This is a genomic window from Rhizobium sp. 1399, from assembly GCF_031455475.1.
In the GTDB taxonomy this organism is placed as follows: Bacteria; Pseudomonadota; Alphaproteobacteria; order Rhizobiales; family Rhizobiaceae; genus Rhizobium.
Map to the genome: position 1 here is coordinate 890,300 of NZ_JAVDSU010000002.1, position 21,183 is coordinate 911,482.

The following is a 21,183-nucleotide window of genomic DNA, read 5'->3' on the forward strand; positions in this document are numbered from 1 at the left end:
GGTTTTTACGAACGCGGCCGGGTCTTCTGCGGATCGTAGTGCGACAGCGGCACCACGATCGCCGGCAGGCGCTTCTGCTGGCCGTCGAGCTTGCCGATCTCAACCTCCGTGCCGACGGCGGCATGGGTGACGTTGACGCGAGCGAGCGCAATCGTCTTGCCGAGGATCGGAGAGCGCGTGGCGCTGGTGATAACGCCGACCTGGGCGCGGCCAACATGGACGCAATCGCCGTGGCCGACCGCGTCGTTCGCCTGTATGTCGAGACCGACCATCAGGTGGCGCGGATGCTCCTTGCGGCGCAGGAGCGCCTCGCGGCCGATAAAATCGTCCTGCTTGGATTTTAGCGGCACGGTGAAGCCGATGCCGGCCTCGAAGGGATCGGTCTGGTCGTCGAATTCGTGATGGGCGAAGACGAGGCCTGCCTCGATGCGGACCATGTCGAGCGCTTCCAGTCCCATCGGCTTCAGCCCATAGGGTTCGCCGGCCTTCCAGACCGCATCGAAGACGGTCAGCGCATCCTTGGGATGACAGAAGATCTCATAGCCGAGTTCGCCGGTATAGCCGGTACGCGAGACGACGACAGGGACGCCTTCAAAGCCACCGATGCGGCCGACTGTGAAACGGAACCATTCGAGCTCGCCGATATCAGGCTGGCGTGGCGCCGTCCAGATGATCTCCTTGAGGATGTCCCGGCTCTTTGGTCCCTGCAGGGCGATATTGTGCATCTGGTCTGTCGAAGAGCGTACCCAGGCCTTGAAGCCCTTCTTCTCGGCCTGTTCGCGCAGCCATATGCCGCTGTAGTCGTCGCCGCCGATCCAGCGGAAATTCTTGTCGCCGAGGCGGAAGAGCGTGCCGTCGTCGATCATGCCGCCGTGCTCGTAGCACATGGCGGAATAGACAACCTGCCCGGTCGACAGTTTGCGCACATCGCGCGTCAGGCAATATTGCAGTAGTCCCTCGGCATCCGGACCCGTGACTTCGAATTTGCGCAACGGCGACAGGTCGATGACGGCGGCCTTCTCGCGGCAGGCCCAATATTCCTCGACCGGACCTGCGGAGGAAAACCGGTTTGGCAGCCAGTAGCCGCGATATTCGGTGTAATCCCGCGTCAGTGCCGAGAGGCGGGGGTGGAAGGCGGTTTCCCGCGTCAGTTCTGCATCGGCGTCAGGGGTCATGCGATAGGCTACCGCTCTTGAGAATTTTTCTTTTCCGGAGAAGGTGCGCACGTGGATATCGGTCGGATCCCAGCCGTTGGCCGCATCGATATCGTCGGGGCAGGAGGAGGAGACGCAGACGAGGTCGGTCAGCGCCCGCATCAGCACATAATCGCCCGGCCGCGACCATGGCTCGTCGAGATAGAGCTGGTTGTTGTGGTCGATATTCGTATTGTAGAAATAATTGAGCGCCTCCCAGCCCTTCCGGCCAGCTATGCCGTAGGGCGCCAGCGCCGCATTGAAATTATCGGTGCAATTGACATGGCCGGGATAGCCCATGTCGTCGTAGTAGCGCGAATTGCAGGCGGTCGCGAATGCGTCATGGCGGCCGACCGTGTCCTGGACGACTTCCACCAACGGCTCGAAATCGCGGTCGAAAGCCTTGGACGGCAGGCCGGGGGCAGGATAGCTGCGGCCGAGCAGGGTGCGGGTCACGGTGGAATCGAGCGCAAGATCAAGGCCCTTGTCGACCTTGCGGGCGGCAAAGGCCTGGAAATCGGTGCATTGCCTCCCGTAGACATCGATGATCTGGATGAACTCTCCGGCACGGACGAAATAGGCCGAGGCGGTCGCTGCCTTGATGCGGATGTCCTCGATCGGATCGGCCATCGGCTCAGGGAGGGCGGCGGCATAGTCGCGGATCAGCCTGCTGCGCCTGATGCGGATCTCGATCGGCGTTGCCGTATCCTGCGCGTCAGGCGACATCGTCGTTGCAGGTGCGGCGGCAATCAGCAGACCCTTCATCGTGATCGCAAACTCCGCCTTGCTGCCCGGAATGGAGGCTTCGCTGAACATGCGGATCGCACCTGCCGTGGCGAGATCGGCACCGCGTCGCTCAAGCGCCGTGCGGGTCCGGTCGGCGCCCTCATCACCTGAAGAGAGAATGGCCTTCAGTCCTTCGGCCGAGCCGGTGAAGGCTGCGCCGAGGCCGGTCGATTGAAACCGGCCATTTTCGTCGAGGAAGGAAAGCTCGCAGGCTTGTCCACCTTCGCTGTCGATCAGGGTGACGTGGTCGCCTGCCTCGACGCGAACAACAAGGGATCCACCGCCCTTGCAGCGGTAACGCTCGACACCCTCGGGCAGCGCGGGGATACCGGGATAGCGGATGATGCTTGCCGATACCGGTCGCACCCCTGACATCCCGGGATGGAGATCTCGCATGTGGTCCTCATGGGATTGATGTGCTCTCCGGCACGCAAATCATGCTGACAAAATGCCGCCCGAAAGTAAAGGGATGTTGACTAAAAAGAAAATATCTTCACTATGCATAAAGGGTCGAGACTCGGAAATCCGCTCGGGAACGCGGATCGAGAAAATGCCGGGCAGCCCATGCAATGCCACGGGAGGCGCGTTCAGGGAGACGTACGCAAAGCTACGTCCCGAACAAATAGAATGGGGAATTTCACCGATGACGGATATCGTGGACGCCGGCGTTGCCGCCGGCACCGAAGGTAAACTTATACGCGCGCTTGACTGGAAGGGTGCGTTTTGGGTGGCAGCCGGCGTGCCACCGCTTGTTCTCTTCTCCATCGGCGGTATTGCAGGTACGACCGGCAAGCTCGCCTTTGTGGTCTGGATCATCTCGATGATCATGGGCTTCCTGCAATCCTTCACCTATGCCGAAATCGCCGGCATGTTCGGCAACAAGTCGGGCGGCGCATCGGTCTATGGCGCCACGGCCTGGCTGCGCTATTCGAAATTCATCGCGCCGCTGTCCGTCTGGTGTAACTGGTTTGCCTGGTCTCCGGTGCTTTCGCTCGGCTGCGCCATTGCGGCCGGATATATTCTCAATGCCTTCTTCCCGATCCCGGCAGCGGATTCGCAGGCGGTCCTCGCCTGGATCAGCGCGCATGCCGCTTCGATCACGGCCGATAGCCCCCGCGTCGCCGAATATATTGCTGCCCATGCCGGCACTTCGCCTGAGGATGCGGTCAAGGCGCTGCTGAGCGCGGACGGCGTATCCGCGCTGACGCCGGCGATCCGCAGCTGGTCGCTCGTCAGCTTCAGCATTCCCTTCCTGGCCACCGCCAATATCAACGCCACCTTCTTCATCGGCGGCATCCTGATGCTGATCATCTTTGCGATCCAGCATCGCGGCATCTCCGAGACGGCGAGCGTCCAGAAATGGCTGGCGATCATCGTGCTCGTACCGCTGCTCATCATCGGTCTTTATCCGATCATCAGCGGCCAGATCGTTAGCGCCAACGTCACCGGGCTGGTTCCGCCAACGGCGGCCTATGCCGGCACCGACGGTACCTGGAGCAATGGCGGCTGGACGCTGTTCCTCGGCGGTCTCTATATCGCCGCCTGGTCGACCTACGGTTTCGAGACTGCGGTCTGCTATACGCGCGAACTGAAGAACCCCAAGACGGATACCTTCAAGGCGATCTTCTATTCCGGCCTTGCCTGCTGCTTGTTCTTCTTCCTCGTACCTTTCGCCTTCCAGGGCGTGCTCGGTCATGCGGGCATGCTGGCGCCGGGCATCATTGACGGGACGGGTGTCGCCGAAGCACTCGGCGGACTGATCGGCGCCGGCCGTGTCGTCACCCAGCTTCTCGTCGTGCTGATGATCATGGCGCTTTTCCTCGCCATCATGACGGCGATGGCAGGCTCCTCGCGCACGCTCTACCAGGGCTCGAAGGATGGCTGGCTGCCGAAATATCTCGACCATGTCAACGAACACGGCGCCCCGACCCGGGCGATGTGGACGGACTTTGCCTTCAATCTTTTCCTGTTGGCGATCGCGTCCGATGCTGGCGGCTATTTCTTCGTGCTCGCCGTCTCCAATGTCGGTTACATCATCTTCAACTTCCTGAACCTTAATTCCGGCTGGATCCATCGCATCGATTCCGGTCATGTCGAGCGTCCCTGGAAGGCCCCCACCTGGCTGATCGGCGTCAATACCGTGCTTGCCTTCGTCAACGCGCTCTTCCTCGGCGCCGGCGCGAAGGTCTGGGGCTACGCCAACGCGCTCTGGGTCGGCTTCATCTTCGCCGCGCTTATCCTGCCGGTTTTCGCCTATCGCCACTACGTCCGCGACGGCGGCAAATTCCCGGCCGGCGCCATGGACGACCTCGGGCTCGTGGGCCAGGACCTCGGTGTCAAAAAGGCCGGAATATTGCCATACCTCGCGCTTGCCGGCGGTCTCGCCATCGTATTGATCGCCAACTGGATCTTCCAATTGCCCGCTTGAGGATCGTCTGCCCGGGTATTCTGACAGATTTGTCTGATGCTTGGGCTCCGGCAGAGAAACCATAGGCATGCAGACCGGCGTCAGTTGGAAACGGCTGACGCCGGTCTGCATGCATATATGTGGTGTCAGGACCTGCCGGGGCTCTGCGGCCCGATCAGCGATCGAGAAACATTTTTCACTGTGTAATCCCTAAATAGCATTCATAACTTCCTGTGCTGCATCGCCGGGCGGTCGGCCTCTGCTCGCCCTTTCGGCTTGTCGCGGTCGTGGCTCTCGGCGCGCGTGATCCGCCTATCGGTGAGATGCGTTTTGAACTTCGCTTTTCCATTCCGTCTCCCAAACGCTTTTTCCCGCTGCTGCCCTGAAATGAGAAAGCGATTTCTTATAATCCATATTATCTACTGTTTTTATAGACAATATGGATCCGGATGAGGCGTTTTCGCATGACCTATTTTCTCAGCCTTCTCGACAAGAGCCCGATCGAACAGGGAAAAAGCGCTAGCGAAGCCTTGCAGGCAAGCGTGCGGCTGGCGGTTCGGGCCGAGGAACTCGGCTATCACCGGTTCTGGGTCGCCGAGCATCACAATATGTCCAATCTGGCGAGCTCTGCGCCGGAAACACTGATTGCCTATCTCCTGGCGCGAACTTCGAAAATTCGCATCGGGTCGGGCGGGGTGATGCTCCAACACTACAGCGCCTACAAAGTGGCCGAGACCTTCAATCTTCTCGCCTCGCTTGCGCCCGGCCGCGTCGACCTCGGCGTCGGCAAGGCGCCAGGCGGCTTTCCGCTGTCGACACGGGCTCTTCAGGCGGCTTTCGATCCTGAAAGAAAGCCGGATTTCGCCGTCCAGCTTTCCGACATCAACACCTATCTTGCGGCTGATCCCAACTATGAAGGTGCGCAGGCGATGCCCTTTCCGCCTCATGCGCCGGAGCGCTTCCTTCTCGGCGCAAGCGTCGAGAGCGCAGTGCTTGCCGCCGAGAAAGGCTGGGAGCTGGTTTTTGCCGGGCATCTCAACGGCGATCCAGAGAACCTGCGCAAGACCTTCGAAGCTTATGAACGCGCCTCCGATGGCAAGAGGCCGATTCTGGCGCTGGCTGCCTTCGCAGCCGACAGCGAGGAACAGGCGCGCGAGCGCGTCGGCAATCTGCGCATTGTGAAGGTCTTCCTACCGAACGGCCAGACCGTGAATGTCGGCGGCGAAGAACAGGCGGCCGAATTCGCAAGGCAGGCCGGTGTCACCGAGTATCGCATCGAGGAAAAAGTGCCGAGCGTGCTGCACGGTACCGCAGCCCAGATCCGCAAGGAACTGGACGAGCTGCATCGCCGCTACGGGGTCAAGGAATTCATTCTCGATACACCGGCACTCGCCGCTTCCGAGCGGCTTTCCTCAATCGAGTTGCTCGCCAAGGAACGGCTTTCCCTCGCAGCCTGACCATCCCCAGGAGGATTGAACCCATGGCCAAGAAGAAAATCACTTTCGGTATCATGCTGCAGGGCCCGGGCGGCCATATGAACGCCTGGAAACATCCAAGCGGCCCGGCCGATGCCAGCACCAATTTCGACTTTTTCGTCAAGACGGCGCGCAAGGCCGAAGAAGCAGGCATCGCCTTCGCCTTCGTTGCCGACGGCCTCTATATCAACGAACAATCGATCCCGCACTTCCTCAACCGGTTCGAGCCGCTGACGATCCTTGCTGCGCTTGCGGCCTCGACCTCGAAGATCGGCTTAGTCGGCACCGTCTCCACTTCCTACAGCGATCCCTTCACGATTGCCCGGCAGTTCGCCTCCATCGACCTCGTCAGCGGCGGCCGTGCCGGCTGGAATGCCGTGACCTCGCCACTCGAAGGCTCGGGCCGCAACTATGGCCGCGAGCATCCCGAGCACGAGCTGCGTTACGAGATCGCTGAGGAATATATCGACGCCATCAGGGGTCTCTGGGACTCTTGGGATGACGATGCCTTCGTGCGCGACCGTCAGAGCGGCGTCTACGCCGACAAGACCAAACTGCACCGGCTGAACCACAAGGGGCGCTTCTTCCGCATCGAAGGGCCGCTCAATATCGGCCGCTCGAAACAGGGCCAGCCGGTGGTTTTCCAGGCGGGCGCCTCCGATTCCGGTATCCGGCTCGCCGGCAAACATGCCGACGCGGTCTTCACCAACGGCGGACCGATCGAGGAAGCGCAGGCTTTCTACAAGCAACTCAAGCAGAGCGCGATCGCGCAAGGGCGACGGACCGCAGAGATCGGCGTCTATCCCGGTATCGGCCCGATCGTCGGCGCGACGGCAGAGGAAGCGGAGGCCAAGTATCAGGCGATCCGCAATCTCGTCACCATTGAAGAGGCGCTGCTCTATCTCGGCCGCTTCTTCGACCATCACGATTTCAGCGCCTATCCGCTCGACGAACCTTTCCCTGATATCGGCGACATCGGCCGCAACAATTTCCGCGCCACGACGGATAGGATCAAGAAGACGGCGCGCGAAAAGGGGCTCACCCTCCGGGATGTCGCGCTCGACGCGGCAACGCCGCGCACGGCGTTCATCGGTACTGCAGATCATATCGCCAACGAGATCATCCGCTGGATCGACGGCGAGGCTGCCGATGGTTTCATCCTTGGGTTCCCCGTCATCGCCGAAGGCTTCGATGATTTTTCCCGCCATGTGCTGCCGATCCTCGAAAGGCGCGGCTATTTCGATCCCGTACTGAAGGGTGAGACGCTCCGCGATCATCTGGGGCTGCCTTTCCGCGAGAGCCGCTATGCGACAGATGCCGGTGAGGTCGAACAGGGAAAGGCTGCCAGCGCCTGAGGCGCGGCGGACAATTCCATGAACGTCATTGCAAAACCTTCGCGCAGCCACGATCCGGTCGAGACGGGAATTGCCGCCTATCTCGATGAATTCATCGCGCTGCGCCACGACCTTCACCAATATCCGGAGCTTGCTTTTCAGGAGCGCCGCACGAGCAAGCTCGTGGCATCACACCTTTCCTCCTGGGGCTATGAGGTGGCGACGGGCATTGCCGGCACCGGCATCGTCGCCACCCTGGTCCGCGGAAACGGCAAGCGCTCCATCGCCATCCGAGCCGATATGGACGCCCTGCCGATCGAGGAGGCGACAGGCCTTTCCTATGCAAGCAGCAATCCCGGTGTCATGCATGCCTGCGGCCACGATGGCCATACGACGATCCTGCTTGCCGCTGCGCGCTATCTGGCCGAGGCCGGCAATTTCAGCGGTACGTTGCGGCTGATCTTCCAGCCGGCCGAGGAAATCGGCGCCGGTGCCCGCAAGATGATCTCGGAAGGCCTGTTCGAACGGTTTCCGGTCGATGCGGTCTTTGGGCTGCACAATTGGCCGGCCGTGCCGGCCGGTAAGTTCGGTTTCGTTGCCGATGCCGCCATGGCGTCCGTCGACCAGGCGGTCATCCGCATCGTCGGTAAGGGTGGACATGGCGCCGAGCCGCATCGCGCCGTCGATCCGGTGCTGGCATCGGCTTCCTTCATCACGGCGTTGCAAAGCATCGTCTCACGCAATGTCGATCCGCAGGATATGGCCGTCGTCACCGTCGGCTCCATCCATGCCGGGTCAGCGTCGAATGTCATTCCGGAGAGCGTCGAGCTAAAGCTCACCATGCGTGCCTTCAACCAGGCGGTGCGCGACAAACTCCAGGAACGCGTGCCGGCGCTTGCCCTAGCCCAAGCTGAGAGCTTCGGGGCAACGGCCGAGGTCGATTACCGGCTTGGCTTTCCGGCGCTCATCAACCATCGGGCCGAGACGGCCTTTGCCCGCGATGTCGCGCTCTCCTCTTTCGAGCCGGAAAGGATCGAGGCTGGGTTCCGCCCGCGCACGGCAAGCGAGGATTTCGCCTTCATGCTGCAGGAGAAGCCGGGCAGCTATCTCTTCGTCGGCAATGGCGACAGCGCGCCTCTTCACAGCGCTCACTATGATTTCAACGACGCGATCATTGCGCCCGCCGCCCGCTACTGGGTGCGGCTTGCCGAGACCTTCCTCACTGACGACAACGGGTGACGAACGACATGAGCGACACGTTTCTCTACACTTCCCCCCTCGACCCCCGCGCCAAGCCGCTGATCGACGAACTTATCCACGAATATGACAGCCGCTACGGGAACTATTTCAGCGATGAGGGTGCCGTGGCAGAGCTCAACCGCTATCCGCCCGAGGCTTTCGCGCCGCCCGTCGGCAGTTTCGTGCTGCTGGTACGCGGCGGCGAGACGATCGGCGGCGGCGCTTTCAAATATTATGATGAGCAGACCGCCGAGTTCAAACGCATCTGGACACGCTCTGACCTACGTCGGCAGGGCCTTGCCCGCAAGGTTCTCGTGGAACTGGAAGCGCAGGCCGCCCGCCAAGGCTATTCGCGGGTCTACCTGACGACCGGCTTTCGCCAGCCGGAGGCGGTCGGCCTCTATCTCAACTACGGCTATACGGCGCTCTTCGACCCCAAGGTCGACCCGGAAATCTATAAGACGCTGCCCTTCGAGAAGGATATCCGCCACCTCGCACCGCAGCTGTCGACCAACGCCGATCGCCCGCCACTACAGGCAGCAGCAGGTCGCTGAATCCAGGCAAAGAACGCTCCATAAAAAGGGGATATACGATGGCACTGACGAGTGACTATGCCGGCATCGATACCGGCAGCAGGGCAGGGGACCGAACGCTTCAGGATTATTCCCGACTGAGGATCGTCCCGGCGCGGCATCCCGGCCGGGTTGCCGGCACCATGTTCGCTGCTCTGGTCATTGCCGCCGTCCTCTATTCGACCTTCACCAATCCGCGCTGGGGCTGGGATGTTTTTGCCGAATGGTTCTTTGCGGCGCCCGTTCTTGCCGGCCTCGGGCGCACGCTGCTCCTGACACTGTTGGCAACGATCTCCGGTTCGCTCCTCGGCACGGCACTGGCGCTTGCCCGTGTCTCGAGATCGCCGCTGCTTTCGGGCCTATCCTGGGGCTACATCTGGCTGCTGCGATCGATCCCCGTGATCGTTCTGCTGCTGGTGCTGAACAATCTCGGCTATCTCTATGAGACGGTGAAGCTCGGGGTGCCGTTCACTGGCACTGTCCTCTTCGAATATCCGACGACACAATTGCTGACGCCCTTTGCTGCCGCGTTCCTCGGTCTCACGCTCAATCAGTCGGCCTTCTTCGCCGAGATCGTCCGCGGCGGCATTCTGTCCGTCGATCAGGGGCAACTTGAAGCCGCTTCGGCGCTCGGTCTCTCGCGCCGTCGTCAGGCATTCCGTATCGTGCTGCCGCAGGCGATGCGTTCGATCCTGCCGACCGGGTTCAATGAGATCATCGGTCTCGCCAAGGCGACCTCCATGGTCTACGTGCTTGCCTTGCCGGAACTGTTCTACACGGTCCAGGTCATCTATCGCCGTAACCTCGAAGTCATTCCGCTGCTGATGGTAGCGACCGTCTGGTACCTCATCATCATGACGGTGCTGTCGATCGCCCAGCATTATATCGAGCGCTATTTTGCCAAGGGCGCATTGCGCAACCCGAAGCCCTTGCCCTTCCAGTCTTTCCTCAAGCGTTTTGCCCGCCCTTTGCCTACGGCAGCGATCTCTGGCGACTTTACCCGTACCTCCGGCTTCCGTGACGCAGCGGTTCTTCGCACCGGCGGGACGGTGCGCATCCACGGCATTTCCAAGAGCTTCGGCTCTCTGAAAGTGCTCGATGGTATCGACCTCAATCTGCCTGCCGGCAGCGTCACCGCCATTCTCGGTCCCTCGGGCTCCGGAAAGTCCACCCTGCTGCGCGCCATCAACCACTTGGAGCGCGTCGATGCCGGCTTCATCTCGGTCGACGGGGATCTCGTCGGATATGAGCAGAAAGGTGATGTGCTCTACCAGCTCAAGGAAAAGGAAATCCTCAAGCGGCGTGCCGATATCGGTATGGTCTTCCAAAGCTTCAATCTCTTTCCGCACCTGACAGTGCTTGAAAACCTGATCGAAGCGCCGATCCAGGTGCGTGGCGTGAGCCGTGAAGAGGCCGTGCAACTTGCGCAGGAGCTGCTTGCCCGCGTCGGCCTCGGCGACAAGATCAATACCTATCCGCGCCAGCTCTCCGGCGGCCAGCAGCAGCGCGTCGCCATTGCCCGTGCCCTGGCGTTGCGTCCGAAGGTGCTTTTGTTCGATGAGCCGACATCAGCGCTCGACCCTGAACTGGTCGGCGAAGTCCTTGATGTGATCAAGGAACTGGCGCGCACGGGTACGACGCTTATCATCGTCACCCACGAAATCGGCTTTGCCCGCGAAGTTGCCGATACTGTCGTCTTCATGGATGGCGGCCATATCCTCGAGGCCGGCTCGCCAGCCCGCATCTTCAATGGCGCGGAACACCCCCGCACACGCGAATTCCTCGCCAAGGTTCTCTGAAAAAGCAGCGAGGCAGCAGCAGATCCCGGCCGCGACGGGCGTCCGGAGGGCATGAAAAGAACAACAACCCTAAGGTGAAATGGAGAAGGGAAATGGCATTCAGAAATAGCGCCAACTACCTGTTTGCCGGAGTCGTCGCCCTGGCGGCAATCGGCCTCGGCACGGCGCAGGCAGCCGAGAAATTCAATCTCAGCCCCGACACGTCGAACCGCGTGCGGGCCGAAAAAGATGAGGCCGCGATCAAGGCCATCGCACCCAACTTCAAGTTCGTTGAGCCGGGCAAGCTTACCGTTGCCGTCAACGCCTGGGATCCGCCGATCGCCACCTATGCCTCCGACGCTGCGACCGTGGTCGGGGCAGACCCGGATCTCGCGCAACTGCTCGCCGATTCCTTCGGCCTTGAGCTGAACCTCGTTTCTGTCGCCTGGGCGGACTGGCCGCTCGGCGTCTCCTCCGGCAAGTATGACGCCGTCATCTCCAACGTCACGGTGACGGAGGAGCGCAAGGAGAAGTTCGATTTCTCCACCTATCGCAAGGATGTGCTCGGCTTCTACGTCAAGTCCGACAGCAAAATCAGCGAGATCAAAGAACCGAAGGATGTCGCCGGGCTCAAGGTGATTACCGGTGCCGGCACCAATCAGGAGAAGATCATCCTGGAATGGGATCGCCAGAATGTCGCCGCCGGCCTGAAGCCGATTGAAGTTCAATATTATGACGACCGTGCCGCAGCTGATCTGGCGCTGCAGTCCGGCCGTGCGGATGTCGAGTTCAATCCGAATGCGACGCAGGCCTACAGCTCCTCAATCAAGGGGCACACCAAGCTCGTCGGTATCGTCTCCGGCGGCTGGCCGCTGACGGCTGAAATCGCTGTTACGACGAAGAAGGGCGCCGGCCTTGCCGATGGTGTCACCGTGGCGCTCAACGACCTTATCAAGAACGGCAGATACGGCGAAGTGCTGAAGCACTGGAGCCTGAACGCTGAAGCCATCGACGAAGCCAAGACCAACCCGCCGGGGCTGCCGAAGAGCGGTTCGTAAAGGATGGTCTGACGGACCGGCGTTGGAGGTCGCGCCGGTCCGTCCCCGTGTTCATATATTCTTATGGAGAGTCCTCTCGTGACGATATTTTCCAGGCTGCGCATCGCATCGATTGCCGCCATCGCATCTCTGACAACCTGCTATTCAGGCATGGCCGCGGCTGATGAATTCGACCTGAGCCCCGAGCAGCCCAACCGCGTGCACGCTCAGCGCAACGAGGCGGCGATCGCGTCCATTCCGAAGGGTTTCAAGTTCGTCACATCAGGCAAATTCACGGTTGCCGTAAGCCCGGGGGGGCCGCCGCTTGCCACTTATGCGACGGACGCCAAGACCGTCGTCGGAGCCGATCCCGAGTACGCGAACGCCATTGCCGAAAGCCTCGGGCTACAGCTTGAACTCGTCCCGGTTGCCTGGATCGATTGGCCACTTGGCCTGACGTCAGGCAAATATGATGCTGTTATTTCCAACGTCGGTGTTACCGAACAGCGCAAGGAAAAGTTCGATTTCTCGACCTACCGCAAAGGTCTGCATGGCTTCTTCGTCAAGGCTGATAGTGCGATCACCTCGATCAAGGAGCCGAAGGATGCGGCAGGACTGCGCTTCATCGTCGGCGCCGGCACCAATCAGGAACGCATCCTGCTGAAATGGAGCGATGAGGATGTCGCTGCCGGTCTCAAGCCGCTCGAGCTGCAATATTATGACGACGAGGCAGCGAGCCTTCTGGCGCTACGCTCAGGCCGTGCCGATGTCATCGTCCAGCCGCATGCCCAACTCGTCTATATCGCCGCCCGCGACAAGAACCTCAAACGGGTCGGAACGCTGAGCGCTGGTTGGCCCGACCGGTCGGACGTGGCGATCACGACCCGCACGGGAAGCGGCATTGCCGATACGCTGACGCTCGCCACAAACGACCTGATCAAGGACGGGACCTACGCAAAAATCCTTGCGCACTGGCAGCTTTCGGAGGAGGCACTGCCTGCCTCCGAGACGAACCCGCCCGGCCTGCCGAAATTCTGAGTGAGGACAAGATGAGCGGCAACGCGCTTGCGATCGGCCACATCGGCTTCCTGACACCCGGCAACTACCCGGATGACGACCCGCTCTCCGGCCTCGAAAAGACATTGCAGCTTCTGGACTTCGGTGAAGAGCAGGGCTTTAACAGTGCCTGGGCCCGCCAGCGGCATCTGGAGCCTGGGATTTCCTCGGCGACCGCCTTCCTGGCGGCCGCTACTCAACGCACCAGCCGTATCGAACTCGGCACCGCGGTCATTCCGATCGGTTACGAAAGTCCCTATCGGCTCGCCGAAGATCTCTCTACCGTGGATGTTCTATCGAAGGGAAGGCTGAATGTGGGCCTGAGCGCCGGCCGGCCGCTGCATGCCGATCTCATCGGTCCGCTTTCCTTCGACGGCGACTGGCAGAACCATGATTTCTCGCATGCGCGCGTGCTGCGCTTTGCCGACAATCTGAAGGGGACCTATCTCGGTGACGAGAACACCTTCATCAAGACGCCCTTTGGACCCCAGCGCCCGAGACTGCAGCCCTACGTTAAAGGCCTGATCGATCGCATCTGGTATGGCGGTGGCTCATTGCGGTCGGCCTCATGGGCCGGCCGGAACGGCTTCAACCTGCTGATCGGCAATGTCACGTCCGGCGAAGAGACCGATGACTTTTTCGTCGCCCAGTCCCGTCAGCTCGAAGCCTATCGGGCTTCCGGCGGAGCGGAACGGCGCGTGGCGCTCGGTCGGGTCATCGTGCCCTTTGACAGTGCGGATGCGGCCACCCGCCAGCGATACTCAGACTATGCCGCCGGACGATATGAGCGCACGCTATCTCCGCAGGGTGAACGACGCACGCTGTTTGCCCGTGATCTCGTTGGTCCGTCAGAGCAGATCCTCGAGCGCCTTCTTGCCGATCCCATTTTGCCGCATGTGAGCGAGCTCAGGCTGGAGTTGCCCTACGAGTTCGAGCATGATGAATATCGCCAGATTCTACACGACTTCGTCACCCACATTGCTCCCGAGCTCGGCTGGAACACGAAGATTGCCCTCCGGGCGGCGTCGTGAGCGGCGCGACAAACGCCGGAATTGTAGGAAATCTCTCCGTGACGAAATCAGTTGAATACTTTTTCTCCATCAGTTCGCCCTGGTCCTATATCGGTCTGGATGCTTTCGCCGAGCTTGCCGTAAACAACGACATCATCATCAAGCCGTATCTGACGACGGTCGTCGAAGAGAATGGCGGGATTTTCTCGCGCAATCGCCCGGAAATTCGCCGCGCCTACTGGATCCGCGATCTCAAGCGCTGGGCGAGGGTGCGCGGCAAGACCCTCATCCTCGAAAATCGTCCCGAGCTCAGTGATCCGACACCGGCCTCCTTCTTCGTCATTGCTGCCTATCTCGATGGCCAGGATTGGATCGGCGTGACGCGTGCCCTGCAGCATGCCTTCTGGAGTGAGGCGAAAGATATCGGCAGGCCTGATATCCGCGAAGCGATCGTCAACGCTGCTGGTCTCGATGGCGCGGCCTTGCTGCGACGGCAGGCCGATGACGATGTCCAGCAGAAATGGGCAGCCGATCGCGTTCATGCACGCGAAAGAGGCGTCTTCGGTTTCCCAACTTTTGCCTATGAGGATGAGCTCTACTGGGGGCAAGACAATCTCCCCTTCCTCGAACGCCATCTTTATGGCGACAAGCCGTAAAGGGCTGACGCAGCGCGTTCTGCCAAAAGCCGGTGGCGGGCTGAAAAGCATCCTCCGGTGCGTCGCAAATGCCGAAGCTGGCGGGCTTGCTCTCCGGTAGAGCTGCAACGGCGAAAGGGGCATACTGACAGCGACGACAATACCGGCGGCTTCTTCGTCAGGGCGACACCGCCCTGCCTGACGGAACCGAGGCTTGGCGTCCTTGATAGTAACACTCGGTCGTCGATGCCGCGACGACTTGAAGGGCGACCAGAATCCGGTCCGCGACGGGCATTGGATCCCGGCCCGCCGTCGCCCGCACATAGTGCGATATCTCCTGTTGCCCAGTGCTTGTCTTTCCAAATCAGCACCTATCACGGCAATTGACACGGCCGTCCGCCGCACTAGTTTAAATTGTCAAGTCATTGGCTGCATGCGTCTGGTTGCGATGCGCATACCGCCAGTTGCGCTGTGACTGAAGGATCGGACATGCCCACAACTTGGATGTGTCTGGTTCGCAAAGTGAGACACACGTACAGCGTTTGCATTTGAAAGGTGATCGTCTCCGGAAACATCCCGGAAATAAAGGATCGCGACCAAGCGCCCAGCCGTCCGAATGACGCGCCTGAAAGAGCTTCATCACCGCTGGGCGAACCTCATCATCGTTCGATCAACCACCACACGGAGGTATAAGATGCGCAAGCATGAACTGGTTATCGTGATGACGCTTGCATCTCTTTTCTCGGTTCAGACTGCTCACGCGGACGGGCCTGCCGGTGCAGCCCGTGGCCTGAAGGCGGCGCCTGTATTCAGCTATATTTCTGAAAAGCGCCGGACTACAGCACCTTTCGCGCATGTGATGTTCTGCGCTCGAAATCCCGATGAGTGCACTGCTCGCGGCGATGCTTCGGAAGTCTCCTTGGGCCCCTTAGCGGACGAGCAGCTTCGCACTGTCAACACCTCGGTCAACCGCTCGATCCGCTCGCTCGACGACCGGCCCGATCAAGGTGATGTCTGGCAGGTGAACGTCACGGCGGGCGATTGCGAGGATTTTGCGTTGACGAAGCGCGACCACCTCATTGCCATGGGCTGGTCGACGAAGGCATTGCGGATCGCCGTGACCAAGACGCCCTCCGGCAAGGGCCACGCGGTTCTGGTCGTCAGAACCGATCAGGGCGATCTGGTGCTCGACAACCGCACGAATGCGATCAAGGGCTGGAAGGATACGGATCTTCGCTGGCTGATGATCCAGTCGGGCGACAATCCGCGAATATGGTACGAACTTTAGATGCACGGGCATGATACGAGTTCGGGCGGATGTGGGGCGTGGAGATCTTTTGTGCCGCTATCTGTAAGCAGATGCGCGGAAGTCACGCGCGTGGAAACACCATCAACTCAGCCGCCGCCCCTTGTTGCCCAGTGAGAAATCCGCCGCCTCGGTTGCGGTCCGCAATATTTGAACACGCCCTGATGGAAGCTTCTTCATCTAATCGGTCTTATCGAAAAGAATCCATTGACCTGCGACCCTGCTTACATCTTCTATCCGCCCCCAACGTCAGGAAGGCGGCCAGGGAGGGCACATGCAGGTCCTATCGAGCATTGAGGCGGTGCGCGCAGCGCTTGCAGCGGTGAGAACAAATGGCGGAGGCATCGGTTTCGTGCCGACGATGGGTTATCTTCACGCGGGGCACATGGAACTTGTTGCGCGAGCCCGCGCTGAGAACGAAATCGTCGTTGCTTCGATCTTCGTCAATCCGCTCCAGTTCGGGCCGACGGAGGACCTGACCCGATACCCGCGCGATCTGGAACGCGACAGAACGATGCTGGAAAAGGGTGGCGTCGATATTCTCTTTGCGCCCGGTGTCGGAGATATGTACCCGCACCCGATGAAAACTGTGGTTGATGTGCCGGAGCTTGGCTGCGAGCTCGAAGGCGCCGTTCGACCGGGGCATTTCGCGGGTGTCGCCACCGTCGTCAGCAAGCTCTTCAATATCGTCCAGCCAAACAACGCCTATTTCGGCGAGAAGGATTACCAGCAGGTCGTCATCATCAAACGGATGGCCGACGATCTGGCTCTGCCAGTGCGTATCGTTTCGGTGCCGACGGTCCGGGATGCGGATGGTCTCGCTCTATCTTCTCGTAACGTCTATCTCAGCGAGGAGGAACGACGCGCAGCGGTCATCATCCCGCGCGCATTGGACGAGGCGGAGCGCCTTGTCGCTCAAGGCCTCTCCGACCCGCAGGTCCTTGAAGCGAAGCTAGTCGGCTTCATCGGCCGTGAGCCCCTGGCAAAGCCGGAAGTCGTCGCTGTGAGGGACGCCTCGACCTTGAAGCATGTGGCGAAAATCGAGGACCCGGTGGTTGTCGCACTGTTCGTGCGGATTGGCACGACCAAGCTCCTCGACAATCGGGTGATCGCGAGAAAAGGTTCGTCTGGAACAGGAGAAGCACAATGAGCGCTGTCAGCTCCGCAAAACGCCTGACGCCAACGCGAATCCGGGCGATGAAGGGCGGAACGCCGATTGTGTGTTTGACGGCCTACACTACACCGATGGCGCGGCTCCTGGACGAACACTGCGATCTCCTGCTCGTTGGGGATTCGCTCGGCATGGTTCTTTACGGCATGGAGAGCACCGTGTCGGTGACGCTCGACATGATGATCGCCCATGGCAAGGCGGTGATGCGTGGCGTCGCTAAATCCTGCGTGGTCGTCGACATGCCCTTCGGCAGCTACCAGGAGTCGAAGGAGCTGGCCTATCGCAATGCTGTGCGCATTCTGCAGGAAACAGGGTGCGACGCGGTCAAGCTCGAAGGTGGCGAGGAGATGGCCGAGACAATTTCCTTTCTCACCGCGCGCGGTATTCCGGTCCTCGGGCATATCGGGCTCATGCCTCAGCAGGTTCATACCGCAGGCGGCTACCGATCTGTTGGACATTCCGAGGAGGAGGTTGCCAAGATCCGGCGTGATGCCGACGCGGTCGGCAACTCGGGAGCCTTTGCGGTGGTCATCGAGGGCACCGTCGAGACATTTGCCCGCGAGGTGACGAGGGCAATTCCTGTTCCGACAATCGGGATCGGTGCCTCGGCTGCCTGTGACGGTCAGATCCTGGTTTCGGACGACATACTCGGACTGTTCAATGACTTCACGCCGCGCTTCGTCAAACGATACGACGAACTTGGAAAGAGGGTCGGGGTGGCGGCTGCCGCCTATGCAGAGGAGGTGCGCTCCCGCGCATTCCCCACGGAGAAACATACATTCAAGCGCAGGTCTTGATCGCGCGACCTATTGCGTTGGAGAGTCCGGCGATAAGCCATATCGGCTCCAACCCCTGGAGCAGTCGCCAGGGCGGGATTGGCGCGTGAGGTGCCGAATGCAGGATCGAGAGCAAATATCTTAAAAACTGCGTACCGATCCGCGTAAAACTGGGCTGTAATCGTTCCACTTCATACGATAAATGCTTTTTCAGCGACCGCCGCTGAAATTCACTTCCCAAGCGCCGATCGCCTTAAGAACAGCACGCACGAAAACCGACGACGGACCGGCATGATTCCGGCCGCGCAGGAGGAAGACCCATGGCATCCGTTGCCGAGAGCGCCCCCCGCTTTGAAAAGACCGCAATGTCCATCCTGGTGGCAGTCAGCTTCTGCCACATGCTCAATGACATCATGCAGTCGCTGCTTGCCTCGCTCTATCCGCTCTTCAAGGCCAATTACAACCTCGATTTCGTGCAGATCGGCCTTCTGACCATGACCTTCCAGGTCACGGCCTCGCTGCTCCAGCCGCTCGTCGGCATCGTCACCGACCGCTGGCCGATGCCCTATTCGCTGCCGGTTGGTATGGCGAGCACCTTCTGCGGCCTGATCCTGCTCGGCAATGCCGGCAGCTTCGAGCTGCTGCTGGTTGCGGCAAGCCTCATCGGCTTCGGTTCGGCGGTCTTCCATCCGGAATCCTCGCGCGTCGCGCGTCTTGCTTCCGGCGGTCGCCACGGCTTCGCCCAGTCCTTTTTCCAGGTGGGCGGCAATGCCGGTCAGGCGATCGGTCCGCTGCTGGCCGCCTTCATCGTGTTGCCGAACGGTCAGCACAGCGTGTCCTGGCTTTCCGGCATCGCCATGGTCGGCATAGTGGTCCTGAGCTGGGTCGGCAACTGGTACATGAGTCACCGTCGCCAAAACGCCAGCAAGGCGGCCGCGAGCCGCACGCTGCCGCTGCCTCAGAGCAAGGTCGTCTGGGCGCTACTCATCCTCGTGTTGCTGACGGCGACGAAGAATGTCTACATGGCAAGCGTCTCGAGCTACTTCACCTTCTACGTCATCGACCGTTTCCAGCTCGACGTGCAGCAGGCGCAGCTCATGCTTTTCCTGTTCTTGGGTTCCGTTGCCACCGGCACCTTCCTCGGCGGCCCGATCGGCGATCGTTTCGGCGCCCGTTTCGTGATCTGGTTCTCGATCCTCGGCGTGATCCCCTTCGCGCTGCTGCTGCCCTATGCGAACCTTTTCTGGACGGGCGTGCTCAGCGTCGTCATCGGCCTGATCTTTGCGTCGGCCTTTTCGGCCATCGTCGTCTTCGCGCAGGAACTGGTGCCGGGTCGCGTCGGCCTGATAGCCGGCGTCTTCTTCGGCTTCGCCTTCGGTGCGGGCGGTCTCGGTGCGGCCTTGCTCGGCGGTTTTGCCGACTCGCACGGTATCGCCTTCGTATATCGTATCTGCTCCTACCTGCCGCTGCTCGGCCTGTTCACCATCTTCCTGCCGCGCATCCCGAAGCATCGAGCAGTTTAAGTTTCGCACTCAGAAAGAGGCACCGAAACGTGTTTCGGTGCCTCTTTTGCGTCAGGGCAAGCGCGCGGCGCGGTGTTGCGTTCGAACGAACATTTTTTCCCCGGCCCTCGGAGAAGACGGATCGTCATTTCTTTAATCTACTATTTTGATGGATAATATCCGTCATATGATGCAGCCATCGACGGCGCGATAGTGGAAGGAAATGATATGTCTGCACCCAAACTGGTCGGTCTTGCCGGCAGCTTCAATCGTCCCTCGAAGACCTTTGCGCTGGTCGAGAATATCGCCGGCCTCGCCGCCGAAAAATATGGCTTCGACAATACGATTTACGACCTGACGGACGTCGGCCCTTCGCTCGGCCAGGCGTTGCGCCGCGACGATCTCGACAATCGCGCCAGGGAAATCATCGCCGACATCGCCAATGCCGACGTCCTTGTCATCGGTGCGCCGACCTTCAAGGGCAGCTATCCGGGTCTCTTCAAACATCTGATCGATCTCATCGACCCGCATGAGCTGCGTGCCAAGCCGATCGTCATCACTGCGACTGGCGGCGGCGATCGTCATGCGCTGATGGTCGAGCATCAGCTGCGCCCGCTCTTCGGCTTCTTCATGGCCCACACGCTGCCGACCGCTGTCTACGCCTCGGACCGCGATTTCACCGACTATCGCGTTTCCTCCGAACAGCTTTCCAAGCGCATCGGGGAGGTGATCGGCGAACTCGCAGCCTTCTTTCCGGGCAGAAGCTCAAGGCTGATCGCAGCGGAATAAACAATATCCAAAGACGGATTTCAGCGGCGCCTTCGGGCGCCGTTTTGTTTGGAGCGTGCCTGGCAGCTGGCATTTAATCCATAAATTTGATGGAATTTTATCCTGCCACTCTCGAAGACGCGGCAAGAGTTTTTCCGGTGGTGAGAAGACATCAGACGTTCGTGCTTCGCTCGCAGTAAGCGCATTTGCAATTATCCGCCTGCTCGGGGCTCGGCCTCATTCAGTCAGACGGGATAAAAAAATGACCAAGAACAAGAATTTCGGCGCCATTTCGCTTTCGCGCCGCGCGGCTCTTACTGTTGCCGCCTCTGCGGCTGCGCTCATCGCCTTTGCTGCGCCGGCTCCTTCCTTTGCAGAAGACAAGTCGATCAAGGTCGGCATCATGAGCGGCGAGGACGAGGATGTCTGGCGCGTCGTCACCAGCGAAGCCGCCAAGAAGGGCCTCAAGATCGAAACGATCACCTTCAACGATTATACCCAGCCGAACGAGGCTCTGGAGCGCGGCGAAATCGACGCGAACGCCTTCCAGCACCAGCCCTATCTGGACAATCAGGTCAAGCAGCACGGCTACCATATCGTATCCGTCGGCTACACGGGCGTCTGGCCGATCGGTCTCTATAGCAAGAAGCACAAGTCGGTTGCCGAACTGCCAGCGGGCGCCGTAATCGGTGTCCCGAACGATCCGTCCAACGAAGGCCGTGCGCTTCGCGTTCTGCAGAATGAGGGCCTGATCAAGCTCAAGGACGGCACCGGCATTCTGGCGACGATCGTCGACGTCTCGGAAAACCCGAAGAACATCGAGATCCGCGAACTCGACGCCGGTATCGTCGGCCGTTCCATTGATGACCTCGATGCCGGTATCGTCAATACCGACTGGGCGCTGAAGAGCGGTCTGTCCCCGAAGGAGCGCATCGCGCAGGAGCCGATCGCCGACAATCCCTATCGCAACTTCATTGCCGTCAAGGAAGAGAACAAGGATGCCGATTGGGTAAAGACGCTCGTCTCCTCCTATCAGAACGAGACGGTTAAGGCCGAATTCGATAAGGTCTATAAGGGCACGGGCCTCAGCGCCTATTGATTTCGCCGCCCTAGAAGGGCGTCAGCAACCGAGGCGGCC

Annotated in this window: 17 protein-coding genes; 16 read left to right on the top strand and 1 reads right to left on the bottom strand. The window is 60.4% G+C overall.

Annotated elements, in window-relative coordinates; translation table 11 throughout:
• Positions 1-5 precede the first annotated feature (5 nt).
• Positions 6-2,375 carry a DUF1989 domain-containing protein gene (locus J2X71_RS10200; protein ID WP_310381857.1) on the bottom strand — a complete coding sequence of 790 codons (2,370 nt, stop codon included), beginning with the start codon at positions 2,373-2,375 and terminating at the stop codon, positions 6-8.
• 247 nt (positions 2,376-2,622) lie between these two features.
• Between J2X71_RS10200 and J2X71_RS10205 the strand changes: the two genes are divergently transcribed.
• From J2X71_RS10205 to J2X71_RS10280, 16 genes are all read left to right on the top strand, one after another.
• A complete protein-coding gene (locus J2X71_RS10205) occupies positions 2,623-4,407 on the top strand; it encodes an APC family permease (protein ID WP_113319629.1) in 1,785 nt (594 codons plus the stop codon).
• 443 nt (positions 4,408-4,850) lie between these two features.
• Positions 4,851-5,843 (top strand): LLM class flavin-dependent oxidoreductase, encoded by a 993-nt coding sequence (locus tag J2X71_RS10210; protein ID WP_310381860.1) that lies wholly within the window; start codon positions 4,851-4,853, stop codon positions 5,841-5,843.
• Positions 5,844-5,866: 23 nt separating this feature from the next.
• Positions 5,867-7,216 (top strand): LLM class flavin-dependent oxidoreductase, encoded by a 1,350-nt coding sequence (locus J2X71_RS10215; RefSeq protein ID WP_113319627.1) that lies wholly within the window; start codon positions 5,867-5,869, stop codon positions 7,214-7,216.
• Between the two features lie 18 nt (positions 7,217-7,234).
• The gene (locus J2X71_RS10220) at positions 7,235-8,434 is read left to right on the top strand and encodes a M20 aminoacylase family protein (RefSeq protein ID WP_310381863.1); all 1,200 of its coding nucleotides are present in this window, start codon (positions 7,235-7,237) and stop codon (positions 8,432-8,434) included.
• A complete protein-coding gene (locus J2X71_RS10225; protein ID WP_310381865.1) occupies positions 8,431-8,988 on the top strand; it encodes a GNAT family N-acetyltransferase in 558 nt (185 codons plus the stop codon). The genes J2X71_RS10220 and J2X71_RS10225 overlap by 4 nt, the downstream gene beginning before the upstream one ends.
• Positions 8,989-9,026: 38 nt before the next feature.
• Complete coding sequence (locus tag J2X71_RS10230; RefSeq protein ID WP_310381867.1) at positions 9,027-10,805, top strand: amino acid ABC transporter permease/ATP-binding protein; 1,779 nt, start codon at positions 9,027-9,029, stop codon at positions 10,803-10,805.
• A gap of 92 nt (positions 10,806-10,897) precedes the next feature.
• Positions 10,898-11,842 (top strand): ABC transporter substrate-binding protein, encoded by a 945-nt coding sequence (locus tag J2X71_RS10235; RefSeq protein ID WP_113319623.1) that lies wholly within the window; start codon positions 10,898-10,900, stop codon positions 11,840-11,842.
• A gap of 63 nt (positions 11,843-11,905) precedes the next feature.
• The gene (locus tag J2X71_RS10240) at positions 11,906-12,859 is read left to right on the top strand and encodes an ABC transporter substrate-binding protein (RefSeq protein ID WP_405049696.1); all 954 of its coding nucleotides are present in this window, start codon (positions 11,906-11,908) and stop codon (positions 12,857-12,859) included.
• Positions 12,860-12,870: 11 nt separating this feature from the next.
• On the top strand, positions 12,871-13,908 hold the full coding sequence (locus J2X71_RS10245) for an LLM class flavin-dependent oxidoreductase (RefSeq protein ID WP_310381870.1): 1,038 nt from the start codon (positions 12,871-12,873) through the stop codon (positions 13,906-13,908).
• A 38-nt stretch (positions 13,909-13,946) separates the two neighbouring features.
• Positions 13,947-14,543: a 2-hydroxychromene-2-carboxylate isomerase gene (locus J2X71_RS10250; protein ID WP_113319621.1), complete on the top strand. Its 597-nt coding sequence runs from the start codon at positions 13,947-13,949 to the stop codon at positions 14,541-14,543.
• A gap of 673 nt (positions 14,544-15,216) precedes the next feature.
• Positions 15,217-15,810, top strand: coding sequence for a transglutaminase-like cysteine peptidase (locus tag J2X71_RS10255; RefSeq protein ID WP_310381873.1), 594 nt, complete (start codon positions 15,217-15,219; stop codon positions 15,808-15,810).
• Between the two features lie 292 nt (positions 15,811-16,102).
• Positions 16,103-16,978 (top strand): pantoate--beta-alanine ligase, encoded by an 876-nt coding sequence (gene panC / locus J2X71_RS10260; RefSeq protein WP_310381875.1) that lies wholly within the window; start codon positions 16,103-16,105, stop codon positions 16,976-16,978.
• A complete protein-coding gene (panB, locus tag J2X71_RS10265; RefSeq protein WP_310381877.1) occupies positions 16,975-17,796 on the top strand; it encodes a 3-methyl-2-oxobutanoate hydroxymethyltransferase in 822 nt (273 codons plus the stop codon). Before panC ends, panB begins: the two co-directional genes overlap by 4 nt.
• A 299-nt stretch (positions 17,797-18,095) precedes the next feature.
• Positions 18,096-19,298 (top strand): MFS transporter, encoded by a 1,203-nt coding sequence (locus tag J2X71_RS10270; protein WP_310381879.1) that lies wholly within the window; start codon positions 18,096-18,098, stop codon positions 19,296-19,298.
• Between the two features lie 207 nt (positions 19,299-19,505).
• On the top strand, positions 19,506-20,066 hold the full coding sequence (gene msuE / locus J2X71_RS10275) for an FMN reductase (RefSeq protein WP_113319616.1): 561 nt from the start codon (positions 19,506-19,508) through the stop codon (positions 20,064-20,066).
• Between the two features lie 241 nt (positions 20,067-20,307).
• Complete coding sequence (locus J2X71_RS10280) at positions 20,308-21,144, top strand: MetQ/NlpA family lipoprotein (RefSeq protein WP_310381882.1); 837 nt, start codon at positions 20,308-20,310, stop codon at positions 21,142-21,144.
• Positions 21,145-21,183: the final 39 nt, after the last annotated feature.

Coding starts and splice junctions, on each gene's coding strand:
- J2X71_RS10220 (WP_310381863.1), top strand. CDS start 7,235: ATGAACGTCATTGCAAAACCTTCGCGCAGCCACGATCCGGTCGAGACG.
- J2X71_RS10205 (WP_113319629.1), top strand. CDS start 2,623: ATGACGGATATCGTGGACGCCGGCGTTGCCGCCGGCACCGAAGGTAAA.
- J2X71_RS10235 (WP_113319623.1), top strand. CDS start 10,898: ATGGCATTCAGAAATAGCGCCAACTACCTGTTTGCCGGAGTCGTCGCC.
- panC (WP_310381875.1), top strand. CDS start 16,103: ATGCAGGTCCTATCGAGCATTGAGGCGGTGCGCGCAGCGCTTGCAGCG.
- J2X71_RS10255 (WP_310381873.1), top strand. CDS start 15,217: ATGCGCAAGCATGAACTGGTTATCGTGATGACGCTTGCATCTCTTTTC.
- J2X71_RS10215 (WP_113319627.1), top strand. CDS start 5,867: ATGGCCAAGAAGAAAATCACTTTCGGTATCATGCTGCAGGGCCCGGGC.
- J2X71_RS10210 (WP_310381860.1), top strand. CDS start 4,851: ATGACCTATTTTCTCAGCCTTCTCGACAAGAGCCCGATCGAACAGGGA.
- J2X71_RS10230 (WP_310381867.1), top strand. CDS start 9,027: ATGGCACTGACGAGTGACTATGCCGGCATCGATACCGGCAGCAGGGCA.
- J2X71_RS10280 (WP_310381882.1), top strand. CDS start 20,308: ATGACCAAGAACAAGAATTTCGGCGCCATTTCGCTTTCGCGCCGCGCG.
- J2X71_RS10240 (WP_405049696.1), top strand. CDS start 11,906: ATGGAGAGTCCTCTCGTGACGATATTTTCCAGGCTGCGCATCGCATCG.
- msuE (WP_113319616.1), top strand. CDS start 19,506: ATGTCTGCACCCAAACTGGTCGGTCTTGCCGGCAGCTTCAATCGTCCC.
- J2X71_RS10200 (WP_310381857.1), bottom strand. CDS start 2,375: ATGCGAGATCTCCATCCCGGGATGTCAGGGGTGCGACCGGTATCGGCA.
- J2X71_RS10245 (WP_310381870.1), top strand. CDS start 12,871: ATGAGCGGCAACGCGCTTGCGATCGGCCACATCGGCTTCCTGACACCC.
- J2X71_RS10270 (WP_310381879.1), top strand. CDS start 18,096: ATGGCATCCGTTGCCGAGAGCGCCCCCCGCTTTGAAAAGACCGCAATG.
- panB (WP_310381877.1), top strand. CDS start 16,975: ATGAGCGCTGTCAGCTCCGCAAAACGCCTGACGCCAACGCGAATCCGG.